The organism is Sulfurimonas sp. hsl 1-7 (genome assembly GCF_030577135.1).
Lineage (GTDB): Bacteria > Campylobacterota > Campylobacteria > Campylobacterales > Sulfurimonadaceae > Sulfurimonas > Sulfurimonas microaerophilus.
Genome location: NZ_JAUIRR010000002.1, coordinates 499,680 through 523,589, shown reverse-complemented (window position 1 = coordinate 523,589; position 23,910 = coordinate 499,680). Strand labels below are relative to the sequence as shown.

Sequence of the window (23,910 nt, the reverse complement as noted above, 5' to 3'; positions counted from 1 at the left end):
AAGTGCATAAAAATGCACTTATAAAGTTTTTTAGTGGATAAAAGTATGTGGAACGATAAGTGGGTACTTTTTCATTCTTCTATAGATGTGTTTACGAACTGCTTGTCTCATATCTGCTTCAAACGCTTTATGGTTACTTGTAAGTCCCGGTTTCATGTTGATAAGAAAATGCTCCAATACATCTTCGATCTCTTTTGCAAATGCTTTATCACGCTTATCTGCTACAAGCCCAAAAGAGGTTACTTTTGGTTTATTTAACATTTTCCCTTCTTGCTCACTCACTTCAACTACAAGCATAACTACGCCGTCATTTGCAAGTTTTTGACGATCAACGACAATATCATCTTCGATCTCATGGTTATTTTGGTTATCGATGTAAGTTTTCCCTGTTTTAACAGTTTTTACTTTTCTCATATATTTCGGTGCAACTTCAATCTGCTCACCGTCTGTCATAAGAAGAATATTTCTCTCAGGAACACCACATAATACACCTGTCTCTTTATGTTTCATAACGTGGTTATACTCACCGTGAATAGGTAAGAAGAACTTAGGATTTACAAGACGTAACATAAGTTTTTGCTCTTCGATAGAAGCGTGACCTGAAACGTGAATATCTCTATCCATCGCTACTTTTGCACCACATCTTTGGATGAAGTTCATCATATTTGAGATACTTCCCTCGTTTCCTGGAATTGCACGAGATGAAAGTACGATTAGGTCAGTCGGTTTAATCTTGATATGTCTGTGCTCACCGATACTCATTCTAAACAGAGCCGAGTTTGCTTCACCTTGAGAACCCGTTGTTACGATAAGAACATCTTTATCGTTCATACGAGAAACCTCTTCCGCATCAACAAAGATATTTTTCGGGAATCTAATATAGTCGTATTGCATTGCAATCTCTATATTTCTTTCCATACTACGTCCGATAACACAAACTTTACGTCCATATTTTACACCGTACTGAATCGCTTGATATACACGGTGAATATTTGAGCTGAATGTTGAAAGGATAACCCTCCCCTCAGCTTTGTAAAAGATACGGTCTAACGCCGGAGCAACACTTAACTCCGATGGTGTCGGAGTTGGATTGTGTGAGTTCGTAGAGTCACTTAGTAGACAAAGGACCCCTTTATCACCATAGTATGCTAAACGGTGTAAATCTGCCGGATATCCATCAACTGGAGTATGGTCTATTTTAAAGTCACCCGTGTGAATAATAGTACCCGCCTCAGTCGTGATCGCTAACGATGAAGAATCAATAATAGAGTGAGTCATATGCATCCACTCGATCTCAAAATCGTTTCCTATTTTGTATACTTTACGTTTTTCAATCGGGTTGAAATATTTTCTACAATCTTTTAAGTGATGCTCGTCAAACTTGTTTCCGATCATTGCAAGTGGTAACGGAGTACCGTAAATAGGGAATTGCATCTCTTTATAAAGGTACGGCATAGCACCGATGTGGTCTTCGTGAGCGTGCGTAATGATTACCGCTACGATCTTGTGTTTGATCTCTCTAAGGTATGCAAAATCAGGGATTAAGATATCTACCCCGTGCATCTCTTCATCCGGGAAACTCATCCCTACGTCGATTAAAATTGCTTCGTTTTCAGTTTCGAAAACAGCGATATTCCCACCGATTTCACCTAAACCACCAAGCGGAGTGATACGTACTTTTGCTTTTGAATTTAGATCTAGTTTATAGTGAGGATTAAGTCTTTGTTTATGAGACTCTTGGTTTTTTGTTACAAAAGATTTAAGGTTTTCATCTACGACAGTAGCGTTTCTACGCCCTCTTGAGCCACCTTTGCTTCTGTTTCTATTGTTGTTGTTTGATGAAGGTTTTGTAGTTTTTTCATCACCTGTTTTGTTAGAAGTATTCGGTCTACGATTATTGTTTCTTCTATTGTTATTTGGTTTACGATCTGTCTGAGGTTTTTGTTGTGTTACCTCTTGATTCTCTTCTGCCATCCAAACTCCTTGTATTTACATTATTTTTTTATAGAGTTGGTGATAGTCCTTAGTTGAAACTTGATGAGGCCTGATAGTCGATAAAAGCTCTAAGTCGTTAAAAGCCTCTTGAAGTTTTTCTTTGTCATACTTTGCAGAGAGATTTTTCATCAAAGTTTTGCGAGGCTGCGTAAATGCAACTCTAAGCAGTTCCTCGAAATCCTTATCTGATCTATCGCTATGTTTTTGTATAAGAAAAACGGCAGAGTCAACTTTAGGCTGAGGATCAAAAGCAGTCGGTGGAACTTTTACTATAATTTTAGCATTTCCTACACTTTGAGTTATTACACCCAAAGAACCAAAAACTTTTTCACCTTCATTTGCACAAAACTTCTCTGCAACTTCAAGCTGTACCATTACAAGTATATTTTTACACATTGGATCTGCAAGGGCTTTTAAAATGATGTTTGTTGCAATATAATAGGGCAAGTTTGCCACTAAATCATACGGCTCATCAACAAGCTCACTCTGCCAAGCTTCTAAAACATCCCCACAGTTAATATGGAGTCGCTTGGTATTGATCTCTTCTCGAAATTTACTCTGTAATAGTTTACATAAATCGGTATCTACCTCAAAAGCTTCTACACTTTTGACATCAACTAAAAATTTAGTTAAATCACCTAAGCCAGGCCCAATTTCAACAATTTTATTATCATTTTTGGGCATCGCTTCGACGATTTTTCTTAAAACTTCTTGGTCTTGCAAGAAATTTTGTCCAAATTTCTTCTTAGCCACAACATTATTGTTATTCATGGATAAGAGTTTATAACATTATTCCTTATAGTAAGGTAATAAGGCTATAAAATTCCCTTTTTTAGACTAATTGTTCAATCTTCTCTGAAGGAATAGCAATTAAACGGCGTTCAAGTCTGTTGATCTCATCTAAAAGTTTTTTTGAGATCTCCTCTAACTCCTTATAATAGGTCTCAGCAAGTTGACTTTCAGCATCAGATATATTTTTTTTCGTAAAGCCGAAAAGCTTAGCAAAAAAGCCTGTTTTTTTCTCATTTGAAAAATATATATTGAAGATCTTCAAGTACTGATCATGCAGTTCAAAATGTAATTTTTCTATCCCTTGCATACACTCTAAAGGATTATTTGATAGTGAGTTCAAAACTTGTCCGTCACCATAAAACCATTGTCCAAAATTACACTCTGTAGAATCAACCGGTATTGAGCTCTCTTGTATATCTACACCATTAATCAACAGTTTTGCTTTTTGGACCCATTTAATATGTGCAGATTTTGCAGCTCTTAAATGTTCTAACACCTCTTCTTTTTTCATGTTTTTTCCTACTGAAGATATTGTTGAAATATTAATATTTATTATATTCTGATTATATTTAAAGATTTCTAAATCTAGTAAAATATATCACAAATATATAAATTATGTGAAATTTTATTATAATTATATCACATTGTTTCACGTGAAACAAAACAGCTGTTAAGAGTAAAGTTGTATAATATCACTATGAATTATTTTGCTAAAAGAATTATCCCTTGTCTGGATGTAAAAGATGGTCGTGTTGTTAAAGGTGTAAACTTTGTAGGTTTAAAAGATGCGGGTGATCCTGTTGAAGTTGCTCGTCGTTATAATGAAGAGGGGGCTGATGAGATCACATTTTTAGATATCACCGCTTCTTCAGATAATAGAGATACTATTGTAGATATTGTAGCTCAAGTTGCGAAGGAGATCTTTATTCCTCTTACAGTTGGTGGCGGAATTCGTAAACTTGACGATATCTATAAACTTTTAAATGTAGGTTGTGATAAGGTAAGTGTAAACTCAGCCGCTATAAAACGTCCCGAACTGATCGATGAAGGCGCTAAAAGATTTGGTAGTCAATGTATAGTTACTGCAATCGATGTGAAAAAAACAGGTGACAGATATAATGTATACCTCAATGGGGGTAGGGTAGATACAGGAATTGATGCTATCGAGTGGGCTAAAGAAGCGGTAGAGCGTGGAAGTGGAGAGATTCTTCTTACATCTATGGATGCTGACGGAACAAAGGCCGGTTTTGAACTTAACATCACTCAGGCGATCTCTAAAGCTGTAAACGTACCTGTCATTGCCAGCGGTGGAGCAGGGACTATGGAGCATATCAAAGATGCATTCAATGCAGGAGCTGATGCTGCACTAGCTGCAAGTATCTTTCACTATAAAGAGATAGACATTATGGATCTAAAACACTATCTCCATGAAAATAACATTCCAGTAAGGTTGTAATAATGAATATTAAAGAGACTCTTTTAGAGGCATACAATTTTCGCCATGCTTGTAAACTATTTGATCATACAAAAAAGATAACAGATGAAGATTTTAACTTTATTCTAGAGACTGCAAGACTAAGTCCTACATCTTTTGGGATGGAGGGTGTAAGACTAACAGTTATAACTAACGATGAGTTAAAAAAAGAGCTCAAGCCATTTTGTTGGAACCAAAACCAGATCGACTCATGTTCACACTTGGTTGTATTCAAAACAAAAACTAAAGAGCTTAAACCGTATAGTGACTGGACAAAAGCAAAATTTGCCGAGAGAGGATTACCTCAAGAAGCACAAGACAAATATATGGAAGTGTATGCAAACTTTCACAAATCACTTAAATCTGATGATATATATGAATGGGGAACAAGACAAGCATACATTCTTTTTAGTTCGATGATCACAACTGCAGCACTATTAAAAATAGACTCATGCCCAATTGAAGGGTTTGAAAAAGAGAACCTGGAAAAAGTATTAAAGATCGATGTGAGCGAAGAGGAGATCTCTTTAGTGTGTGCTTTTGGATACAGAGAAAATGAACAGCCAACAAAACACAGACTTCCATTAGAAGAGATTTGCGAGTACATTAAATGATAATTTGCGCCGGCAATAACGAGACTTTTGATTTTGCTACACCTATGGGAGTAGGGCTTATCGAAACGGCTATGAATCTTACAAGACTATGTTTGTTTGATAAACCGGAATTTTTACTCTTTATAGGAACGGCCGGTAGTTACGGTGATGCTGAGATCTTTGATATTGTAGAGAGTAAAACTGCTGCAAATATTGAACTGGCATTTTTAGATAACTGCGCTTACACACCCATTGACAATGTAGTCTCTACTAACACACAAGATGTTAAAGATGTTATCGTAAACAGCTCTAACTACATCAGCACGTGTAAAGAGAAAACGCTCAAGTTTTTAAACTACGGAATAGGGATAGAAAATATGGAGTTTTTCTCTGTATTGCAGATCGCAAAAGAGTTTAATATTCCTGCCGGTGGAGTATTTTGTGTTACAAACTATACTGACGAAAATGCTCATAGCGACTTTCTCAAAAACCATGAAAAAGCAAAACAACTTTTAGAAGAACATACAAAAAGACGCATCAAGGAACTAACAAAAAGATGACTAACACAAAACCTTCACTCTATGACTTTACATTAAAAGAGTTAAGTCAAATAGTTAAACCCTCGTTTCGAGCTAAACAGATCTACGGATGGTTATACCACCAATATGCTCAAAGCTTTGAAGATATGAAGAACATCCCTAAAAATTTAAAAGAGGAACTATCACAAACTTACGTGATCAATCCTATGAAAATTGTTCGTAAAGAGGAATCTAGTGACGGTACTATAAAATATCTTTTTGAGCTTCAAGACGGTAAAACAGTAGAAGCTGTTTGGCTGAAAATGAAAGACGATATCTTCGATGATGATGGAAAACTGATTCAAGAAGCAAAATACACTATCTGTGTTTCAACACAAGTTGGGTGTAAAGTAGGGTGTGCATTTTGTCTAACTGCCAAAGGTGGTTTTACAAGAGATTTAACAGCGGGTGAGATAATCGCTCAAGTAGTAAACCTTAAACGCGATAATAACCACAAACATAACCGTAAGATCAATATAGTATATATGGGTAGGGGTGAACCGTTAGACAACCTCGACAATCTCGCTAAAGCGATAGAGATATTCAAAGAGGAAGAGGGGTTAGCCATCTCAGGAAAACGCCAAACTGTTAGTACAAGTGGTCTTAGTAACAAGATAGATGCGTTAGGGAAGATGGATCTGGGTGTTCACATTGCAATCTCACTCCATGCAGTTGATGATGAGCTTCGTACAGAACTTATTCCGATGAATAAAGCACATAACATCAACTCTATTATAGAAGCGGTTAAACGCTTTCCTATAGATACAAGAAAACGTGTTATGTTTGAGTATCTTGTTATTAAGAATAAGAATGATGACTTAGGGAGTGCTAAAAAGCTTGTTAAGCTACTTTCAGGGATAAAAGCCAAGGTAAACCTCATATACTTTAATCCTTATCCAGGAACGCCTTATGAGCGTCCTAGCTATGAAGATATGCACTCTTTCCAGGAGTATCTCATAAAACATGGTCTTTTATCAACTATAAGAGACTCTAAGGGTATAGATATCAGTGCTGCCTGCGGTCAACTTAAAGAGAAAACAGAAAAGGATTTAAATGGGTGATTTTACAAGTGTAGATATATTTGAAGTTATTGTTGTTGTTATAGTATTTGCTATCGGTGTTGGTGGTTTTTTATACGCTGCTACAAAAGACGATTAAATATATATATGATAAAATGTTTTAAACGTTTACGTTAAACTATATAAAGGATATTTCAATGGCAGAAAAAACAGATGCTGATAGAATAAGAGAAGTTTATAAACTTTGTAAAAGCCATTTTGGTGATGTGAGATTTGTTGGTATCAAATACCACTCTAAAATCGGTTGGATCGCTAAAGCACAATTGGGTGATGATTTTGAAAATCTTACATCTGATGGAAGAACAAGTACAGATGCTATTAAAAAACTAAGATCTCGCGTGAAAAAAATTATAAAAAGATATAACGAAGTATAAAAAGACGACCAACACACCAGGGAGGTCGTCTATGAATGTAATAATACCCTACTAATCTTAAAAAAATCTATTTTAACTTTCTAACTTTCCATACTTAAAATAAGCAAAAAGTATAAAAAAAATTTATAAGTGTGTATTATTCACACATTGTTCTAATATGTGAATTAAATTTTACATCACATTTCAAATATTTTTAAATTCTTTCAAAATTTAAGAGTTTTTTTATATAAATATGAGCTTAATAGATTAAATAAAAGATAGCTTAAAGCCCTAAATTCTGGGCTTTAAAAAGAAATTGGATTTTTTTCACATAAAATATGTGTATAAATAGGGAGTTAATATAAAAGTTATTCACATAGATAATAATTGGAGTGAAACTTTTTCAAAATCAACATCACTTTTGATTTTATATACATTATTATAAAGTTCAAACTCTAATTGATCAGCATGCAATAATAATCTAGAAGCACCACTTAATTTGATTCTTTCCTCTTCTGAAAGTTCCTTATCTAAAAAGCGAACTATATCTTCCTCTTTTTGTCCATAAATCGGATCGCCTACGATCGGATGTTTCACGTGAAACAAATGTACACGTATCTGATGTTGTCTTCCGGTATGTGGTTTACACTCAACAAGTGTCATATCTAATTCAGGAAAATACTTTAAAGGCTTAAATGATGTTTTGGAAGCTTTACCTCTTTCATCAACTTTTACAACCATTCTAACAATAGCTGATTCATCCTCGGCTCTGAGTAATGGTGCCTCAACTATAATCTTGTTTTTAAATTCACCGTGAACCATTGCAAGATATGTTTTTTGCATATCTCTCTCTTGAAACATCATCTTAATATCTCTCTCACTTGTTTTGTTTGTAGCACAAAGTACAAGACCGCTTGTTTCTTGATCGATACGGTGAGTTATATTTGCATCTTTTCCATATTGATATTTCAGTTCATCGATTAAAGAGTAGGCTGTATTTCTATTTTGCGGATGAATAAGAACTCCGCTTGGTTTATCAAAGACAACAAACTCTTTTTCTATATATGTAGGTTTGAGTCCTTTTGTTGTTGGCTCGAAATGGATAAACTCAATTTCACCTTCAACTTCTTGTCCGGCTTTAGAGATCACTTCACCGTTTTGGAGAACTCTCCCTTTTGCGATCAAACGTTGTGCTTCTTTTTGTGTATAGCCCAACTCTTTAATAATGTATAAAAATAGTCTTTGCTTTTTCTCTATGAAAAACTTATCAATTACAAATGGCAAGATTAATCCCTCTTTCATCATCTATATAGTAAAATGCGTTATTAAAATTATGCGAATGATAACATATTATATAAGGGTGAAATATGGTAGAAAGATACGCTCGTGAAGAGATGAGTAAACATTGGACACAACATGCAAGATATGCTGCATGGCTAGAAGTTGAAAAAGCAGCTGTAAAAGCTTGGGCAAAACTTGGTAAGATTCCACAAGATGATGCAGATAAAATTGTAAAAAATGCAACATTCTCAGTTGAGAGAATTGAAGAGATCGAAGCTGTTACAAAACATGACTTAATTGCATTCAATACAAGTGTAGCAGAATCACTTGGAGATGAGTCAAGATGGTTCCACTATGGTATGACATCTTCAGATGCAGTTGATACTGGTGTGGCACTTCAAATGAGAGATTCTTTAACTATTATCATTGAAGATGTAAAGATGTTAATGGAGTCTATCAAGAAACGTGCAGAAGAACACAAATTTACTTTAATGGTTGGACGTTCTCACGGTATTCACGGTGAGCCTATTACATTTGGTTTAACTTTAGCGGTTTGGTACGATGAAGTTGCACGTCACTTGAAAAACCTTGAAGAGACTATGGAAGTTATCTCTGTAGGTCAAATCTCTGGAGCTATGGGTAACTTTGCTCATGCACCGTTAGAGCTTGAAGAGTTAGCAATGGAAGAGTTAGGTTTAAAACCTGAGCCTTGTTCTAACCAGGTAATTCACAGAGACAGATACGCTAGACTTGCAACTGCTTTAGCACTACTAGCTTCTTCAGTTGAGAAGTTTGCAGTACAAGTTCGTCACTTACAAAGAACAGAAGTTTACGAAGCGGAAGAGTATTTTGCAAAAGGGCAAAAAGGTTCATCTGCAATGCCACATAAACGTAATCCGATCCTTACAGAAAACATTACAGGTCTTGCACGTATGATCAGAGCATATGCTGCACCTGCAATGGAAAATGTAGCCCTTTGGCACGAAAGAGATATCTCTCACTCTTCAACTGAGCGTTTCTGGTTACCGGATGCATTCATTACATGTGACTTTATGCTTCACCGTATGAACAGCGTTATCGCTAACCTAACAGTTATGCCTGAGAACATGATGAAAAACCTAAACCTAACTGGTGGACTTGTTTTCTCACAACGTGTACTTCTTGAACTTCCACTTCAAGGTGTAAGTCGTGAAGACGCATATAGAATCGTCCAAAGAAATGCTATGAAGGTATGGGAAGAGATTCAGCAAGGTAAACCTACACTTAATGAAAAAGGTGAATCTTTATACCTTAACCATCTTTTAGCGGATGATGAACTTAGAAGCAAACTAAGCGAAGAACAAATCCGTGAGTGTTTTAACTACGATTACTACACTAAAAATGTTGATGCTATCTTTAAAAGAGTATTTGGCTAAAGCGTATAGTTTGCAGGAGCAAAGATTTTCTCTGAAAATCTTTAGCCCGCAAAACTATAATAATAACGCTTTAGGTAATCACAATAACAACTTTCCTAAAAATACTATCAATATCACAGCTACAATTACACAAAAAATAATCACTAATTTTTATCAAAAAGAAGTTACACATAATCTGAAGTATTACCTCAAATTATATGTCTAAATTTAGTCAAAAATTCATTTATTTTAAAGTTTACAGTGGATAAAATCAACTTTATTTAAAGTAGTTTTTTCGTAAATAATTTTTTGATTATTTACGAAAAAATCACAATCAAAAGTAGGACAGTTTCATGATAACAGTTATAAAAAGAAATGGTAGAACAGAACCATTAGATGTAACAAAAATACAAAAATATACTTCGGCAGCCGTTAAAGGATTAGCAGGCGTTAGCCAAAGTGAGCTTGAAGTTGATGCACAACTCCATTTCCGTGATGGAGTTACTTCCAAAGAGATCCAAGAGACACTTATTAAAACTGCTGTTGACAAGATCGATATCGATGCTCCAAACTGGACATTCGTTGCAGCAAGACTTTTTCTTTATAACTTATATCATGAAGTAAATGGTTTTACAGGATACTGTTCACTAGAAAAATATTTTGAGCGTGGTGAGAAAGAGGGGCGTATCCTTTTAGGTTTAAGAGATATGTACGATCTTGAAGAGCTTGAGAAACATATTAAACCTGAGCGCGATCTACAGTTTAACTATCTTGGTGTAAAAACTCTTTATGACAGATACCTGATCAAAGATAGAAGCTCTAGTCCGATTGAACTTCCTCAACATATGTTTATGGCTATTGCAATGTTCTTAGCACAACGTGAAGAGAATCGCCAAGAGTGGGCTATCAAGTTTTACGACATGATTTCAAAATTTGAAGTGATGATGGCTACACCTACACTTTCAAATGCAAGAACAACAAGACACCAGTTAAGCTCGGGTTACATCGGATCAACTCCGGATAATATCGAGGGTATCTTCGATGCTTACCAAGAGATGGCAATGCTTTCTAAATTTGGTGGCGGTATCGGTTGGGACTGGACTCAGGTTCGTTCAATGGGTTCATTTATAGATGGACACAAAAATGCGGCAGGGGGAACGGTTCCGTTTTTAAAGATAACAAACGATATTGCTATTGCAGTTGATCAGCTTGGTACTAGAAAGGGAGCTATTGCAGTTTACCTTGAACCATGGCACATAGATATAGGCGACTTCTTAGACCTAAAGAAAAACTCTGGTGAAGAGCGTCGTCGTGCACACGATCTTTTCCCTGCACTTTGGTTAAACGATCTTTTCATGAAAAGAGTTCAGGAAGATGCTATCTGGACACTCTTTGATCCATACGATACAAGAGATTTAACAGAACTTTACGGTGAAGCGTTTGAAAAACGTTATATGGAACTAGAGCGTGATGAGAGTATCATCAAAGAGAAAGTAAAAGCAAAAGATCTATGGAAGAAAATCCTTACATCTTATTTTGAAACTGGATCACCTTTCCTTTGTTTTAAAGATAATGCTAACCGTGCTAATCCAAATAATCATTACGGAATTATCAGAAGTTCAAACCTTTGTACGGAGATCTTTCAAAATACTCAACCAAACCACTATAAGATCAAGTTTATTTACGAAGACGGTTCTTATGAGAGTTATGAAGAGGAAGAGATCATCAAAGTTGACAGCGGTATAGAAAAACCTGCTAAAAAAGTAACTGCTCTAGATACTTTAAACGGCAAAGAGATCTTTGTAGTTGAGAAAGAAAAAGTCGACGGTGCAACAGCTGTTTGTAACTTGGCATCGATCAACCTTTCACGTATCCATACAAAAGAGGATATTGATCGTATAGTACCGATTGCTATCCGTGCGCTTGATAACGTTATTGATCTTAACTTCTATCCTGTTGAAAAAGTAAAACGTACTAACATGAGAAGCCGTTCAATCGGTCTTGGTGTTATGGGTGAAGCACAAATGTTAGCAGAAGCCGGAATTGAGTGGGGAAGCCAACAACACTTTGACAAGGTTGATGAAGTTATGGAAGCTGTTTGTTATAACGCTATCTCTGCTTCATCTGATCTTGCAGTTGAAAAAGGTTCATATCCTGAGTTTGAAGGAAGTAAATGGAGCCAAGGTATTTTCCCTCAAGATCATGCAAACGCTGAAGTACTTAACCTAGTTGACCGCGGTGGCTTATTTGCATCTGCATATGAGTGGGATGAGCTTCGTACTAAAGTAAAAGCACAAGGGATGAGAAACGGTTACCTTATGGCTGTAGCACCAACAAGTTCGATCTCTATTCTTACAGGTACTACTCAAGCTATTGAGCCTGTATTTAAACGTAAATGGTTTGAAGAGAACTTAAGTGGACTTATCCCTGTTGTTGTACCAAAACTCTCACCTGAGACTTGGGCATACTATACACCGGCATACGATCTGAATCAAACAGTTTTAATTAAAGCTGCAGCGATCAGACAAAAATGGATCGATCAAGGGCAATCGCTGAATATCTTTATCACTCTAGATAAAGCAAGCGGTAAATACCTAAACGAAATCTATATGTTAGCATGGAAGTTAGGTCTAAAATCAACTTACTACCTAAGAAGTCAATCGCCTGAGGTGAAAAACGATGTTGAAGACCGTTCTATGGAATGTGTAGGGTGTCAATAAAATGAAACCGCTAACACAAACAGGACTCACAGAATTTCTTTCAAGATTTGATAACTTTAAAGGTGCAGAGTTACGTTCAGTAGACGTAATAAACCCTTTTGAGATCAAAGTAGTTCTAGCTACACAAGATAAAGCTAGAGCGTTTGACTGGATCACTATTGAGCTACTGTTTAGTGAAGTGGAAGCTGCAAATCTTGTAGAAGATAATCAGTTAAACTTTATAGATATGGAAGATGGCATAAGCATCATATACGAAGAAAATAAATTTGCTTTTGGTATTGGAGAGTGCTATAATATTTCAACTATAAAGAGTTCATCTCTCTATTTAATTTCCAATACTCTCAAATATCAAGAGGGACAATTTTAAAGGATACAAATGAGTTATCAAGTCACAGGTACTTTATACGGTTTCGACAATATACGTAACGTAGAGATAAAAGAGATAGACGAGTTGTTTTCAACAATGGTAGATGTTAATGATGAAAATCTCTCTTTTACACTTGTGAAACCAAACCTCCTTAGAGAGTATGCCTTTGATGTTCCTACAGATGTAAAAGCGCTGTTAGATATAAATGAAAACTCTACTGTTAGTGTTTATAACATCTTGATTATTCAAAAACCGCTTGAAAAATCAACGATCAACTTTTTGGCACCTCTTATTATTAATCACGATAACAACTACTTAGCACAAGCTATATTAGATCCTAAAAAATATCCAGACTATGGAATAGCTGAAAGTATAGAATCATTTAAAAGCTAAAGGAGAATATTATGAAAGTAGTATGTCCTCACTGTTTAAGTGTGAACAATGTTCCAAAGAAAGATTCTTATAAAAAAGCAAATTGCGGGAGATGTAAAAACTCTCTCTTAGATACAAAACCTGTCGATCTAAGCACTACAAACTTTGATGAGCTGATCGTAAACAGTGAACTTCCGATAATAGTAGACTTCTGGGCTCCATGGTGCGGACCGTGTAAAATGATGGCTCCAAACTTCAGCGCAGCTGCTGAGCATTTTCCTCTTAAAGCGGTATTTGCAAAAGTAAATACAGAAAATGAACAAAATCTGGGAGCTAGATTTGGAATCAGAAGTATTCCGACACTCATAGTATTTAAAAACGGTGTAGAAAAAGAGAGGGTATCAGGTGCACTCCCAAAAGAGAGTTTAATGCAACTGATAAGTAAATATACGGATTAATTACTCTGCGATATAAGAGCAGCAGTAGTCTGTTACAGTTTTGATCTTAAGATCAAATGCTGAATTTGCTGGAACATTGAAAGTTTCCGGTGTGTTTAATGTTTTCCAATCTTCACCTGGAAGTTTAACTTCTAATTCACCGCTCATCATTTCCATAATCTCTGCTTCTGCAGTATTGAAAGTATATTCACCTGGAAGCATAATACCAAGAGTTTTTCTAGTACCGTCAGCAAACTCAACAGTTCTGCTTGATACTTTTCCTCCATCATATATATTTGCCTCTTTTACGATTGTTACATTTTCAAATTTTGACATAGTAATCCTTTTTTGAAATGATATCAAAATTTTAATATTTTCGATGAAAAATATGACCCCTTACAAACTTTCCGTAAAAATATTCAAACACTATTGAGGTCAGAATAAAGATCACAAAAATTACAAATGAACGCACATCAGACTCATACGTGTGAAACAGCAGTACACAAAGCGCTAAGAAGGTAAAGATGATAGAGCCCAGTAAAATGTACCTATTAGCACCTATCTTATCCCTTACCCTGTAAGCACTCAGATTTACTATGAAAAATATCAATAAAAAGCTTGCACTTCCTATGATTGCTATTTCACCCAAATCGATCGTATTTGCCAAAAACAAACTCAAACCCAGTATCGCTATAACACCCATAAAAGGGATCTCGTTTTTCTCTTTTGTAAAGAAGTTCGGTAGTTCGCCATCCATCGCAACAATGTAACTCAAACGAGCATTACCGTAGATTGTTGCATTGATGGCAGAGAAAGTTGCTAAGAGTGCAGCGATAGCAACTAGGGTAAAACCGACATGCCCAAGAGCCGGTTTTGCAGCAATGGCAAGCGCATAGTCTTTAGCTTCCAATAACTTGGCTTCAGGGACAGTCCCTACACTGATTATGGCTATTAAAACATATAACACTATCACTAACAATACCGAACTGTAAAAAGCCCGCGGCAAATTTTTCTTTGGATCTTTGATCTCCTTTGCAGCGTTAGCGATCAACTCAAACCCTTCATACGCCACAAATATAATCATCCCTGATACAGCGATCTCCATAAGGTTTGCACTTGAAGTGATCTCTGGCGTAATATCTAGTCGTGAAGTTTCAATGTAAGGGATTCCGCTTATGATGATAAGCACTAACAACGCTATCTTGATTCCGACAATCATAGTCTCAGACTTGCTAACAAAAGATCCGCTCACAAGATTGATAAGGGCTGGAAGGATAATCGCAGTGCTTATAAGGATATGTCGCAGATATTCACTATGGTGTGAAAAAAAAGTTTCCCCGTACGATCCAAAAGCAACGGCATAGAGTGAGATAGTGATCAGGTAAGAGAACCATAACATCAAGTTAGTTGAGCCAGAGAGCAGGTTATGACCAAAGGAGTTATCTATAAAACTTACAGTCCCCCCTTCGCTTTGAAAATAAACTGAAAGTTTTGCATAGGAATACGCTGTAAGCAGTGCAACTATCCCCGCAAATAAAAAGGCCAACATTGTTGCACTGTGCGCTAAAGAAACCGCTTCGCCTAAAACGGCAAAAATACCGCCGCCGACCATCCCGCCGATTCCGATTGATATAGCACCGAGTACACCAATACTCCTCATCATCTCTCCTTATTAAATCGCACCCTCTGTGAATGTGTTATAGCTACTGCCATTGCATCTGAGATATCGAGCGGTTTGATCTCTTTTTTTATCCCTAAAAGACGTTTCACCATAAAAGATACTTGTTCCTTAGAAGCCTTCCCTTTACCGGTAAGCGCTTTTTTCACCTGCAATGCAGTATACTCGTGAAACTGTCCAAACTCTTGAAGCAGCTTTAACATGATAGCGCCGCGGAACTGTGCAAGTTTGATCGTAGTTGAGGGATTATGTGCGTAAAAGATATCCTCCATCGCAACTTCATCGATCGTATATTTTGCAAAGAGCTGTTCAACCCCTTCAACCATCTGCGGGATCTGAAACTGCAGATCTTCAGCTTTCATCTTAATAAGTCCCGCTTCAACTAAAGATATTTTATGATTTTCAAGTGAAATTATCGCATATCCCATGTTTCTTGTCCCGGGATCTATGCCAAGTATATTTATTTTGTTCATAAAATGAATTATACCCTAATAATCACATAGAACTTTTTTACTTATTCACATCAATTTAACCCTATTTTATGGATCAAAAAGATACTATTCACATCTATATAGAAAAAAGCGAGTTAAATGTGAATATTGGTCAAGAGGTCTTAGAAGAGCTCAAAAATGAGATAACTGAACTAGAATATAACAGATATATTAGACATCTGGATTATGATCTGAAGAAATCTTCAAGTGATCTGGCGGTGTATTATGCACAAAATGCACTTGTAGTAAATTGGATCAAAAATAAATATACTGATAAGTTGGCCCATCTCTTTGAAATTAAAACCGGAAATAAAGTTACGGTAAGCATTACGCTCAAGTCTGCTAAAACGACAACAAAGACAAAAACAACGGCAAAAGAGGTAACTAAAACAAGTTCACTACTTAACCCCTCTTACTCGTTTGACAACTTTATGGTCGGCGGATCTAATCAGTTTGCCTATGCAGCTATTAAAAGTGTAAGTGAAAATCCTGGAAGGGTGTACAATCCGGTATTTATTTACGGTGGCGTTGGACTTGGAAAAACACACCTTATGCAAGCAGCCGGAAATGTTTTTCAAAATACGGGGAAAGTTGTTATCTACGCTACGGTTGAACAGTTTTTAAATGACTTCATCAGACATGTGAAAAACAAAACTATGGACAGATTTCAAGAGAAGTACCGTAAGTGTGATGTTCTTTTGATTGATGATATTCAGTTTCTCTCAAACAAAGAGGGAATCCAAGAGGAGTTCTTCCACACATTTGAAGCACTTAAAGGAACAGGGAAACAGATCATCCTTACAGCTGATAAACACCCTAAAAAGATAGGTGGTCTAGAAGCACGTCTACAAAGTAGATTTGAGTGGGGGCTAGTTGCAGATATTCAACCGCCTGAACTAGAGACGAAAATAGCGATCATCAAGAAAAAATGTGAAATCAATAAAGTAAAACTCTCAGATGAGATCATTAACTATATTGCAACCGTGATCGAGAGTAATGTGCGTGAGATCGAGGGTATCCTCTCAAAACTCCATGCCTATTCACAACTGATGCATGTTGATATCGACATTGAGTTTACTAAAAACGTCCTCAAAGATCAGGTTAAAGAGAATCGTCAAAACCTTACTATGGATACGATTACAAACGTTGTTGCTAAAGATCTTAACATCAAACCGAGTGAGATCCGCAGCAAGGGGCGTAGTAAAAACATCGTATACGCTAGACGTATCAGTATCTATATCTGTCGTGAACTTACGCAAAGTACGATGCCTCAACTTGCTCAATACTTCGGTATGAAGGATCACACAGCTATTTCACATACGATCAAAAAGATCAACGACTTAATAGAAAAAGATGAAGATTTTAAAGTAAAAATAGATGAACTTACAAATAAACTTTCATCTTCTTCGTAGTTTTGAGAAAAAAAAGATATAATTGTAAAAGTGAATAGATGTGAATGAATAAAAAAATCTCATCACATCTTAAAAGTACTAGTATTTAGCAGTTTGAAGTGTGTTTTCACATATTCACTGCCACCTACTACTAGCTACTAAAAATTATAAAATATATAGGGAATTCATATGAAAATTACTATATCAAAATCTATACTTGAAAATATACTTATTCATGCTGGACCGTTCTTAGAGAAAAAAGATACTTCACAGATAACTTCTCATGTATTTTTAAATGCTAGTAATAATCAGCTTACTCTAAAAGCAACAGACTATGAGATAGGTTTTTTAGTAACTGTAAATGATATAAATATTGAACAAGAGGGAAGCGTAACTTCTAACGGTAAAAAGTTTTTAGATATCGTTAGAATTTTAAAAGAGGGCAATATCGATCTTGAAGTAAGAAACGGTATGCTTCATATTGAACAAGGAAGTTCTAAATTCAAACTACCTACTTTTTCACATGAAGATTTTCCAGAGTTTCCGTCATATGAAAATAAATCACGTATCTCTATTGAATCACATACGTTAATTGAATCACTAAAAAAGATCACACCTGCCATTGATACAAACAATCCTAAGTTTGAACTAAACGGTGCTCTTATAGATATTCAAAACGATGCTATTAACTTTGCATCTACGGATACTAGAAGATTAGCAGTTGTAAATATAGCAAACAGCAGTGATCACCAACTCTCGATCATTATCCCTAAAAAAGCGATTGTAGAGATCCAAAAACTGTTCTTTGATAACATAGAACTTTATTACGATCAAACAAATCTTATCATCCACTCTAATCAATACACATTCTTTACAAAACTGATCAACGGAAAGTTTCCTGAGTACTCAAGAATTATCCCGAAAGAGACTAAATACAATCTTCTATTGCCAAAAGCAAATATGATTGACTCGATCAAACAGATCACAACTATCTCTACAGATGTGAAAATAACATTCGCTAGCGATACTATCACTTTCGAATCTTTAAGTGATGACAACATTGAAGCTAAAACAGAGATCTCGATCTCTACAGGTTTCACTGAACCATTCTCAGTAGCGATCAACTCAAGATATCTACTTGATTTTTTAAATTCTATCAACTCTTCAGAATTTACAATGAAATTAAACGAAGGTAATCTACCGTTTATTTTAAGTGATGAAAATTTTATAACAGTAGTAATGCCGATCGTTATATAAACAGTTTCAATGACAAAAATTTTTCTGCTTACGCTTTTACTCCATATAGCTCTATATGGAAGTAAGCAGATAGACCTTAACAATACAAATTTACACGAAGAGATCAATCTCTACAAAAATAGATCTTTACTCAACATAAACTATCAACCTCTCTATTTACAAACCGATTACGATCCGAAAAATATTAATGTGAATAATCTGCTGACACAACCTCAAAGAGATTTAGTTGAAGGTACTTTATATACTCAAATACTAATGATCGGTACGGTCGGTTTTCTTTATGTTATGCCTGAATCAGTCTCTAAATGGGATAAAAATGCACTTGAAGAAAAGTCTCTTGGAGATCGATGGAAAGATCATGTAAAATCGGGTCCTGTATGGGACAAAGACGATTTTGCAATTAATTACATAGGACATCCCGTTTCTGGTGCCTGGTACTATACAATGGCTAGAGGTTACGGCATCTCACCTAAGGGATCTTTTTTATACTCCGTATTTTTATCAACGGTAGTATGGGAATACGGTTATGAAGCGTTTGCAGAGATCCCTTCATGGCAAGATCTAGTTTCCACTCCTCTTATCGGATCGCTTATGGGGGAAGGTTTTTACTATATGGAAAAAATAATAGATAAAAATGATGGAAAAGTACTTAACTCTGAAACTTTGGGAGATATAAGTTATTTTCTTTTAAACCCTATAGGAAACATCTCTAACGGTTTAAGTGATTTTTTTGATCTTCATACAACTTTGAGATTTGAAACATATCAACAAAGATACTCCATAGAGCAGCAATATATCTACATCTATCAAGAGAAACCGACACTTACAAGGGATCAAGATTTTTCTTTGATACTGACTATAGAGTTTTAAAAGTTATAAGAGAGAACTAATGAACCGTAATTAGGAATTCTATTTTGACCTTTAAATTCATATGAGATATGTTTTCTTAAATAATCTACGCTAAATTGACCGTAGTTTACAGATACTCCATAGCCCACTTCAGCAACAAATATATTTTTATCAACACTGTGTGAATCTAAAAAGGTGTTTCCGTCTAGAAAGATATCCCTTGCAATTAAATTTGCTTTGAATGAAAAATTTAAACAATAGCTCCAAGAGTTTTTATATTCTCTGTTTGGATCAAGAGGTATTTTGTTGTAGTTGATATTATCAAGTAAGGTAGAACCGTAATCTTTAGGGATCTCATCTCCCCATCTAAATAAACCCGCTACATAAGCTTTCGTAGAAGCGTTACCCAGCTCAAATCCGTATTCAGGTATAAAAACAGTTTTGTTTGAGAGTTCCATATACTCCTTATGCCCGTAATTAACTTGAACAATAAGTTCATTTTTAAGTTGATTTTCCCAACCTGAAGGGGTGTCGGAACCTATATTTGCATGAATCACCTCTTGGACTCTGTCCATATTTGTAGAAGGCCCTATCATCCCCAACTGAAAAACTAGAGAATGCAGATTTTTATTAGAAGATTGGTAAAGACCTGATTTTAAATACATATAACCTGCATAGGGTCTGTCGTATACGACTAAACCTTCATTCTTTAGATCGTTGGGTGTATATATTTTTTGGGCATATGAAAATGAGATATAGTTATCTTGATGTTTGTAATCGGTAAAAGGGATATGCAGAAATGTATTATTGCAATCTTTTCTGTAAAAAAGGAGTGCAATTTCAGAACCGTAAGTATAATCATTGTCACTTCTAATATCTGCATCGTTTTCAGTTGTAAAAGTAAAATTTTTGATCTCTAATGTTTCACAAGAGAGGGAAGAGATCAAAAAAATCAATAACATTATCTTATTTAACATCCTAAGAGTATAAGTTTATTTTACTTATAAATAGCTATAAATCTAACTTTTATATTTTTTTAGATAAAATATCTACAATTATGCTAAATTAGCTATTTTGGAGTGTATAAATGGAACAAAATTACGGTGCTAGTAATATTAAAGTCCTCAAAGGTTTAGAAGCTGTTCGTAAACGTCCCGGTATGTATATCGGTGATACGGGACATCGTGGTCTTCACCATCTCGTTTACGAAGTTATAGACAACTCGATAGATGAGGCAATGGCCGGACATTGTGATACTATCACAGTAACCCTGACAAAAGATGGAAAATGTCGCGTACAAGATAACGGTCGCGGTATTCCTACAGATATGCACCCGACAGAGGGTATGAGTGCGGCAACTGTTGTTCTTACGGTTCTTCATGCCGGTGGTAAGTTTGACAAAGATACATATAAAGTTTCCGGTGGTCTTCACGGGGTTGGTGTATCTGTTGTAAATGCATTATCATCAGATCTTCATATGACTATTCATCGTAACGGTGAAATACATGAACAAACATTTAAAAAAGGTATACCTCAAGAAGCATTAGCAGTTACAGGTACTACAAAGAAAACGGGAACTTCAATTGAATTTAGTGCCGATCCGTCTATTTTTACTGAAACAGTAACTTTTGAATATGAATATTTAGCAAAAAGATTTAAAGAATTAGCATACTTAAATCCATTTATCACTATCAAGTTTAACGACGAAAGAACTGGACAAAAAGAGGTGTACCATTTTGAAGGCGGTATCTCTCAATATGTTCAGGATATGAACAAAAAACAAACTGTTGCAAACGTTTATTTTTATACTGGAAAAGCTGAAGATATCGAGTACGATATTGCATTCATGTACAATGACGCTTATGATGAAAAATTTGCATCGTTTGTAAATAATATCCGCACGCCAAACGGCGGTACGCACGAAGCAGGTTTTAGAGCGGGTTTAACACGTGTTATCTCAAACTACAATGCGAAAAACGGTGCAGCGAAAGAGAAAGATGTTAAGATCTCCGGAGATGATGTAAAAGAGGGTCTGATCGCTATCGTTTCTGTTCGTGTACCTGAGCCACAATTTGAAGGTCAAACAAAAGGGAAACTAGGAAATACTTACGTGCGTCCGCTTGTACAAAAAGCAACGGGTGATGCACTAAGCAAATATTTCGAAGAGAATCCGATCGAAGCTAAAGCTATTGTACAAAAAGCTTTAATGGCTGCTCGCGGTCGTGAAGCTGCAAAAAAAGCAAGAGAGCTTACTCGTCGTAAAGATGTTATGAGTGTCGGAACGCTTCCTGGTAAACTGGCTGACTGTCAAAGCAAAGATGCTTCTATCTGTGAGCTATACCTGGTGGAAGGGGACTCTGCGGGCGGTTCTGCAAAAATGGGACGTGACAGAGTATTTCAAGCGATTTTACCGCTTAAAGGTAAGATCTTAAATGTTGAAAAAGCACGTTTAGATAAGATCTTAAAATCTGACGAGATCACTAACATGATCACGGCTATGGGTTGTGGGATCGGTGAAGAGTATAACGAAGAGAAACTTCGTTACCACAAAATCATCATCATGACCGATGCCGATGTCGATGGTAGTCACATCCAAACACTTCTGCTAACGTTCTTCTTCCGTTATTTTAGAAATATCGTTGAAAACGGCTATCTGTACCTTGCTCAGCCACCTCTTTACCGTTATAAAAAAGGGAAAAAAGAGATCTATTTTAAAGATGACAGCGTAATGAACGAGTATCTTATCGATAACGGTATTGAAGCACTGGATATTGAGGGAATAGGTCATAATGACCTTGTAGCATTCTTTAAAATGGTTGATCACTATGCGGGATCACTAGAAGCGTTAGAGCGTCGTTATGCTTTAGTAAAACTGATTCGTCACTTTATTGAAAATCCGGATATCATTGCAAAACCGGCGAAAGAGATGTTTGAAGATATTAAGACTTTCTTAGAGTCTATCAATAACAACATCCTAACTCACACAATCAATGAAGAGACAAACGAGATCCACCTGTTTGTACAAACTGATGGCGGTATGGAAGAGCTCTTAGTAAACGACGAGCTTTTTGCAGCACCACACTTTAGTGAAGCTGATTATGTATTTAGAAAGATCAGCGACTGGGATATCTCTTTTGACAAGGATATCTTAGAGGTTCTAGAAGACATCAAAGATTATGCGAAGAAGGGTGCGTATATTCAACGTTATAAAGGTCTTGGTGAGATGAACCCTGATCAGTTATGGGAAACTACAATGACACCTGAAAACCGTGTACTTCTTCAAGTAACTATTGATGATGCTGAAGCTGCTTCAGATGCGTTTACTCTATTTATGGGTGACGAAGTTGAACCTCGTAGAAACTACATAGAAACACATGCAAAAGATGTTAAACATCTAGACGTTTAATGCTATTACCACGAACAAAAGAGAGGGAATACCGTTTTAAGTTAGCGCTGAGAATGGGATTACCTATCTTTGCGCTTATTGTTGCTTTTATTTCACACACACTTGTTACTAACTATCGTACTTTAGAATCTACATTTTATATAGAAGCTGTTTTACTCTTAGCCTTTAGTGTATATTTTATTTTTTATCTCATATATAACGGTTTTAACGTAAAAATTACAGATGATGTAACGGGTACATTTACACGTGAATATCTCTATAAATACCTAAAATCTCAAATAAATTCGAAAAAAGATTACACCTTAATATTGATCAGTATTGATAATCTTAATGATATTAACAGTGTATACGGGATCAAAAATGGGGATAAAGTTCTTAACGAAGTAGCAGAGTGGATTGTTAGCTACTTGAGAGATGAAAAGATAGAAGGGTACCCTATAGGGCATCTTAAAGGTGGTGATTTTATCATTGGCCTTGATGGATATAAAGAAAACTATACGACAGTATTGGATCTGATGTGTTTAAAAGCGAGTGAGTTTAAGGTGGGTGACATCGAGGTGAAGATCTCGGGAGCTATCAGCGATACTACTTACTCAAAAAAACTCGATTATTTAATTGATAATCTTTTTGAAATACAAGAGAGTATCAGAGGTTCTAAAGGTCGTTCAAAAGATGAAAACATCGATCCAAATGAGTTGGAGTTATCGGTAATTGAGGCAATTACAAACTGTGAACTCATTATAAGTGCTCAAGATGTAATCGGTAAAGATGAGCGTTTTAAAGAGTGTTTTGTAAAACTAAAAGGGTTAAATCAAAAACTCATTTTTCCAAAAACATATATAAAGATTATCAACAAGCTGGGACTTGGTGTTGAGTTTGATCTTATGGTTTTTGAACATCTGGTTTCCGTGTATGATCAAGAGGAAAAAATAGCAATCAATATTTTTCCGACATCGCTGAGAAACGAGAATTTTTTACGTAAAGTCAAAGATCTTATGCGGGATAGAAAAAATTTAAAGGTTATATTTGTTTTATATGAGATGGAGTATTATTCACATACAAACAGATATAACGCAATCATTCAATCGTTAAAAGAGTATAATATCTCCATAGGGATCGACAGAATTGGTTCTATCCACACTAGTTTTTTATATTTGCGGGAACTTGATATTGACTACATACGGTTTGACACCTACTATTCACGTCAAGATAAGTTGGAAAAAAGTAGAAACATCATAGAGGGTTTTAATGCAATGGCTCATGATCGAGGGATTAAAACTTGGATAAAAAATATTGAAGTCAAAGATGGATATAATTTAGCTAAAGAATTAAATATAGATTTTATTCAAGGTAGATATCTATCTGAAGTTGAAAAATTTTATGAAAAAGATTAGGAGAGTTTT

General features: G+C 35.7%; 23 protein-coding genes. 15 read left to right on the top strand and 8 right to left on the bottom strand.

Features of this window, described 5'->3' with window-relative positions; translation table 11 throughout:
• Nucleotides 1-30: 30 nt before the first annotated feature.
• The 3 genes from QWY88_RS06400 to QWY88_RS06390 form a co-directional block, all read right to left on the bottom strand.
• On the bottom strand, nt 31-1,974 hold the full coding sequence (locus QWY88_RS06400) for a ribonuclease J (protein WP_304545249.1): 1,944 nt from the start codon (nt 1,972-1,974) through the stop codon (nt 31-33).
• Nucleotides 1,975-1,989: 15 nt separating this feature from the next.
• A complete protein-coding gene (gene rsmA / locus QWY88_RS06395; RefSeq protein WP_304545247.1) occupies nt 1,990-2,766 on the bottom strand; it encodes a 16S rRNA (adenine(1518)-N(6)/adenine(1519)-N(6))-dimethyltransferase RsmA in 777 nt (258 codons plus the stop codon).
• A 61-nt stretch (nt 2,767-2,827) separates the two neighbouring features.
• Nucleotides 2,828-3,298: a CZB domain-containing protein gene (locus QWY88_RS06390; RefSeq protein ID WP_304545245.1), complete on the bottom strand. Its 471-nt coding sequence runs from the start codon at nt 3,296-3,298 to the stop codon at nt 2,828-2,830.
• Between the two features lie 186 nt (nt 3,299-3,484).
• Between QWY88_RS06390 and hisF the strand changes: the two genes are divergently transcribed.
• The 5 genes from hisF to QWY88_RS06365 all read left to right on the top strand — a co-directional run bounded on the left by hisF (nt 3,485) and on the right by QWY88_RS06365 (nt 6,885).
• Complete coding sequence (gene hisF / locus QWY88_RS06385; RefSeq protein ID WP_304545243.1) at nt 3,485-4,243, top strand: imidazole glycerol phosphate synthase subunit HisF; 759 nt, start codon at nt 3,485-3,487, stop codon at nt 4,241-4,243.
• A gap of 2 nt (nt 4,244-4,245) precedes the next feature.
• The gene (locus QWY88_RS06380; RefSeq protein WP_369811215.1) at nt 4,246-4,875 is read left to right on the top strand and encodes an NAD(P)H-dependent oxidoreductase; all 630 of its coding nucleotides are present in this window, start codon (nt 4,246-4,248) and stop codon (nt 4,873-4,875) included.
• Entirely contained in the window at nt 4,872-5,414 is a 543-nt protein-coding gene (locus tag QWY88_RS06375) for a phosphorylase family protein (protein ID WP_304545241.1), read from the top strand. The genes QWY88_RS06380 and QWY88_RS06375 overlap by 4 nt, the downstream gene beginning before the upstream one ends.
• On the top strand, nt 5,411-6,493 hold the full coding sequence (gene rlmN / locus QWY88_RS06370) for a dual-specificity RNA methyltransferase RlmN (protein WP_304545239.1): 1,083 nt from the start codon (nt 5,411-5,413) through the stop codon (nt 6,491-6,493). Before QWY88_RS06375 ends, rlmN begins: the two co-directional genes overlap by 4 nt.
• Nucleotides 6,494-6,648: 155 nt before the next feature.
• Complete coding sequence (locus QWY88_RS06365; protein WP_304545236.1) at nt 6,649-6,885, top strand: hypothetical protein; 237 nt, start codon at nt 6,649-6,651, stop codon at nt 6,883-6,885.
• A gap of 351 nt (nt 6,886-7,236) precedes the next feature.
• Here the strand turns inward: QWY88_RS06365 and QWY88_RS06360 are convergent, their stop codons facing one another.
• Entirely contained in the window at nt 7,237-8,148 is a 912-nt protein-coding gene (locus QWY88_RS06360; RefSeq protein WP_304545234.1) for an RluA family pseudouridine synthase, read from the bottom strand.
• An 83-nt stretch (nt 8,149-8,231) separates the two neighbouring features.
• Between QWY88_RS06360 and purB the strand changes: the two genes are divergently transcribed.
• The 5 genes from purB to trxC all read left to right on the top strand — a co-directional run bounded on the left by purB (nt 8,232) and on the right by trxC (nt 13,456).
• Complete coding sequence (gene purB / locus QWY88_RS06355) at nt 8,232-9,560, top strand: adenylosuccinate lyase (RefSeq protein ID WP_304545232.1); 1,329 nt, start codon at nt 8,232-8,234, stop codon at nt 9,558-9,560.
• Between the two features lie 332 nt (nt 9,561-9,892).
• Nucleotides 9,893-12,259, top strand: a complete 2,367-nt coding sequence (locus QWY88_RS06350; RefSeq protein ID WP_304545231.1) for a ribonucleoside-diphosphate reductase subunit alpha — start codon at nt 9,893-9,895, stop codon at nt 12,257-12,259.
• Between the two features lies 1 nt (nt 12,260).
• Nucleotides 12,261-12,626 (top strand): hypothetical protein, encoded by a 366-nt coding sequence (locus tag QWY88_RS06345; RefSeq protein ID WP_304545229.1) that lies wholly within the window; start codon nt 12,261-12,263, stop codon nt 12,624-12,626.
• A gap of 9 nt (nt 12,627-12,635) precedes the next feature.
• The gene (gene fliW / locus QWY88_RS06340; RefSeq protein WP_304545227.1) at nt 12,636-13,019 is read left to right on the top strand and encodes a flagellar assembly protein FliW; all 384 of its coding nucleotides are present in this window, start codon (nt 12,636-12,638) and stop codon (nt 13,017-13,019) included.
• Between the two features lie 11 nt (nt 13,020-13,030).
• On the top strand, nt 13,031-13,456 hold the full coding sequence (trxC, locus tag QWY88_RS06335; protein ID WP_304545225.1) for a thioredoxin TrxC: 426 nt from the start codon (nt 13,031-13,033) through the stop codon (nt 13,454-13,456).
• On the opposite strand, the gene ppnP is transcribed toward trxC, so the two are convergent.
• From ppnP to ruvC, 3 genes are read right to left on the bottom strand one after another with little or no spacing between them, the layout of a single operon-like run.
• Nucleotides 13,457-13,771 (bottom strand): pyrimidine/purine nucleoside phosphorylase, encoded by a 315-nt coding sequence (gene ppnP, locus QWY88_RS06330; protein WP_304545223.1) that lies wholly within the window; start codon nt 13,769-13,771, stop codon nt 13,457-13,459.
• A 31-nt stretch (nt 13,772-13,802) separates the two neighbouring features.
• Nucleotides 13,803-15,095 carry an APC family permease gene (locus tag QWY88_RS06325; protein ID WP_304545221.1) on the bottom strand — a complete coding sequence of 431 codons (1,293 nt, stop codon included), beginning with the start codon at nt 15,093-15,095 and terminating at the stop codon, nt 13,803-13,805.
• A complete protein-coding gene (gene ruvC / locus QWY88_RS06320; protein WP_304545316.1) occupies nt 15,095-15,577 on the bottom strand; it encodes a crossover junction endodeoxyribonuclease RuvC in 483 nt (160 codons plus the stop codon). The genes QWY88_RS06325 and ruvC overlap by 1 nt, the downstream gene beginning before the upstream one ends.
• 128 nt (nt 15,578-15,705) lie before the next feature.
• Between ruvC and dnaA the strand changes: the two genes are divergently transcribed.
• The 3 genes from dnaA (at nt 15,706) to QWY88_RS06305 (ending at nt 19,122) form a co-directional block, all read left to right on the top strand.
• Nucleotides 15,706-17,016, top strand: coding sequence for a chromosomal replication initiator protein DnaA (gene dnaA, locus QWY88_RS06315; RefSeq protein WP_304545314.1), 1,311 nt, complete (start codon nt 15,706-15,708; stop codon nt 17,014-17,016).
• Nucleotides 17,017-17,184: 168 nt separating this feature from the next.
• Nucleotides 17,185-18,252, top strand: a complete 1,068-nt coding sequence (gene dnaN, locus QWY88_RS06310) for a DNA polymerase III subunit beta (RefSeq protein WP_304545219.1) — start codon at nt 17,185-17,187, stop codon at nt 18,250-18,252.
• 9 nt (nt 18,253-18,261) lie between these two features.
• Complete coding sequence (locus QWY88_RS06305) at nt 18,262-19,122, top strand: DUF3943 domain-containing protein (protein ID WP_304545217.1); 861 nt, start codon at nt 18,262-18,264, stop codon at nt 19,120-19,122.
• On the opposite strand, the gene QWY88_RS06300 is transcribed toward QWY88_RS06305, so the two are convergent.
• On the bottom strand, nt 19,119-20,078 hold the full coding sequence (locus QWY88_RS06300; RefSeq protein WP_304545215.1) for a lipid A deacylase LpxR family protein: 960 nt from the start codon (nt 20,076-20,078) through the stop codon (nt 19,119-19,121). The genes QWY88_RS06305 and QWY88_RS06300 overlap by 4 nt on opposite strands.
• A gap of 110 nt (nt 20,079-20,188) precedes the next feature.
• Here QWY88_RS06300 and gyrB point away from each other — a divergent pair, with 110 nt between their 5' ends.
• Complete coding sequence (gene gyrB / locus QWY88_RS06295) at nt 20,189-22,507, top strand: DNA topoisomerase (ATP-hydrolyzing) subunit B (protein WP_304545213.1); 2,319 nt, start codon at nt 20,189-20,191, stop codon at nt 22,505-22,507.
• Nucleotides 22,507-23,901 carry an EAL domain-containing protein gene (locus QWY88_RS06290; RefSeq protein WP_304545211.1) on the top strand — a complete coding sequence of 465 codons (1,395 nt, stop codon included), beginning with the start codon at nt 22,507-22,509 and terminating at the stop codon, nt 23,899-23,901. Before gyrB ends, QWY88_RS06290 begins: the two co-directional genes overlap by 1 nt.
• Nucleotides 23,902-23,910: the final 9 nt, after the last annotated feature.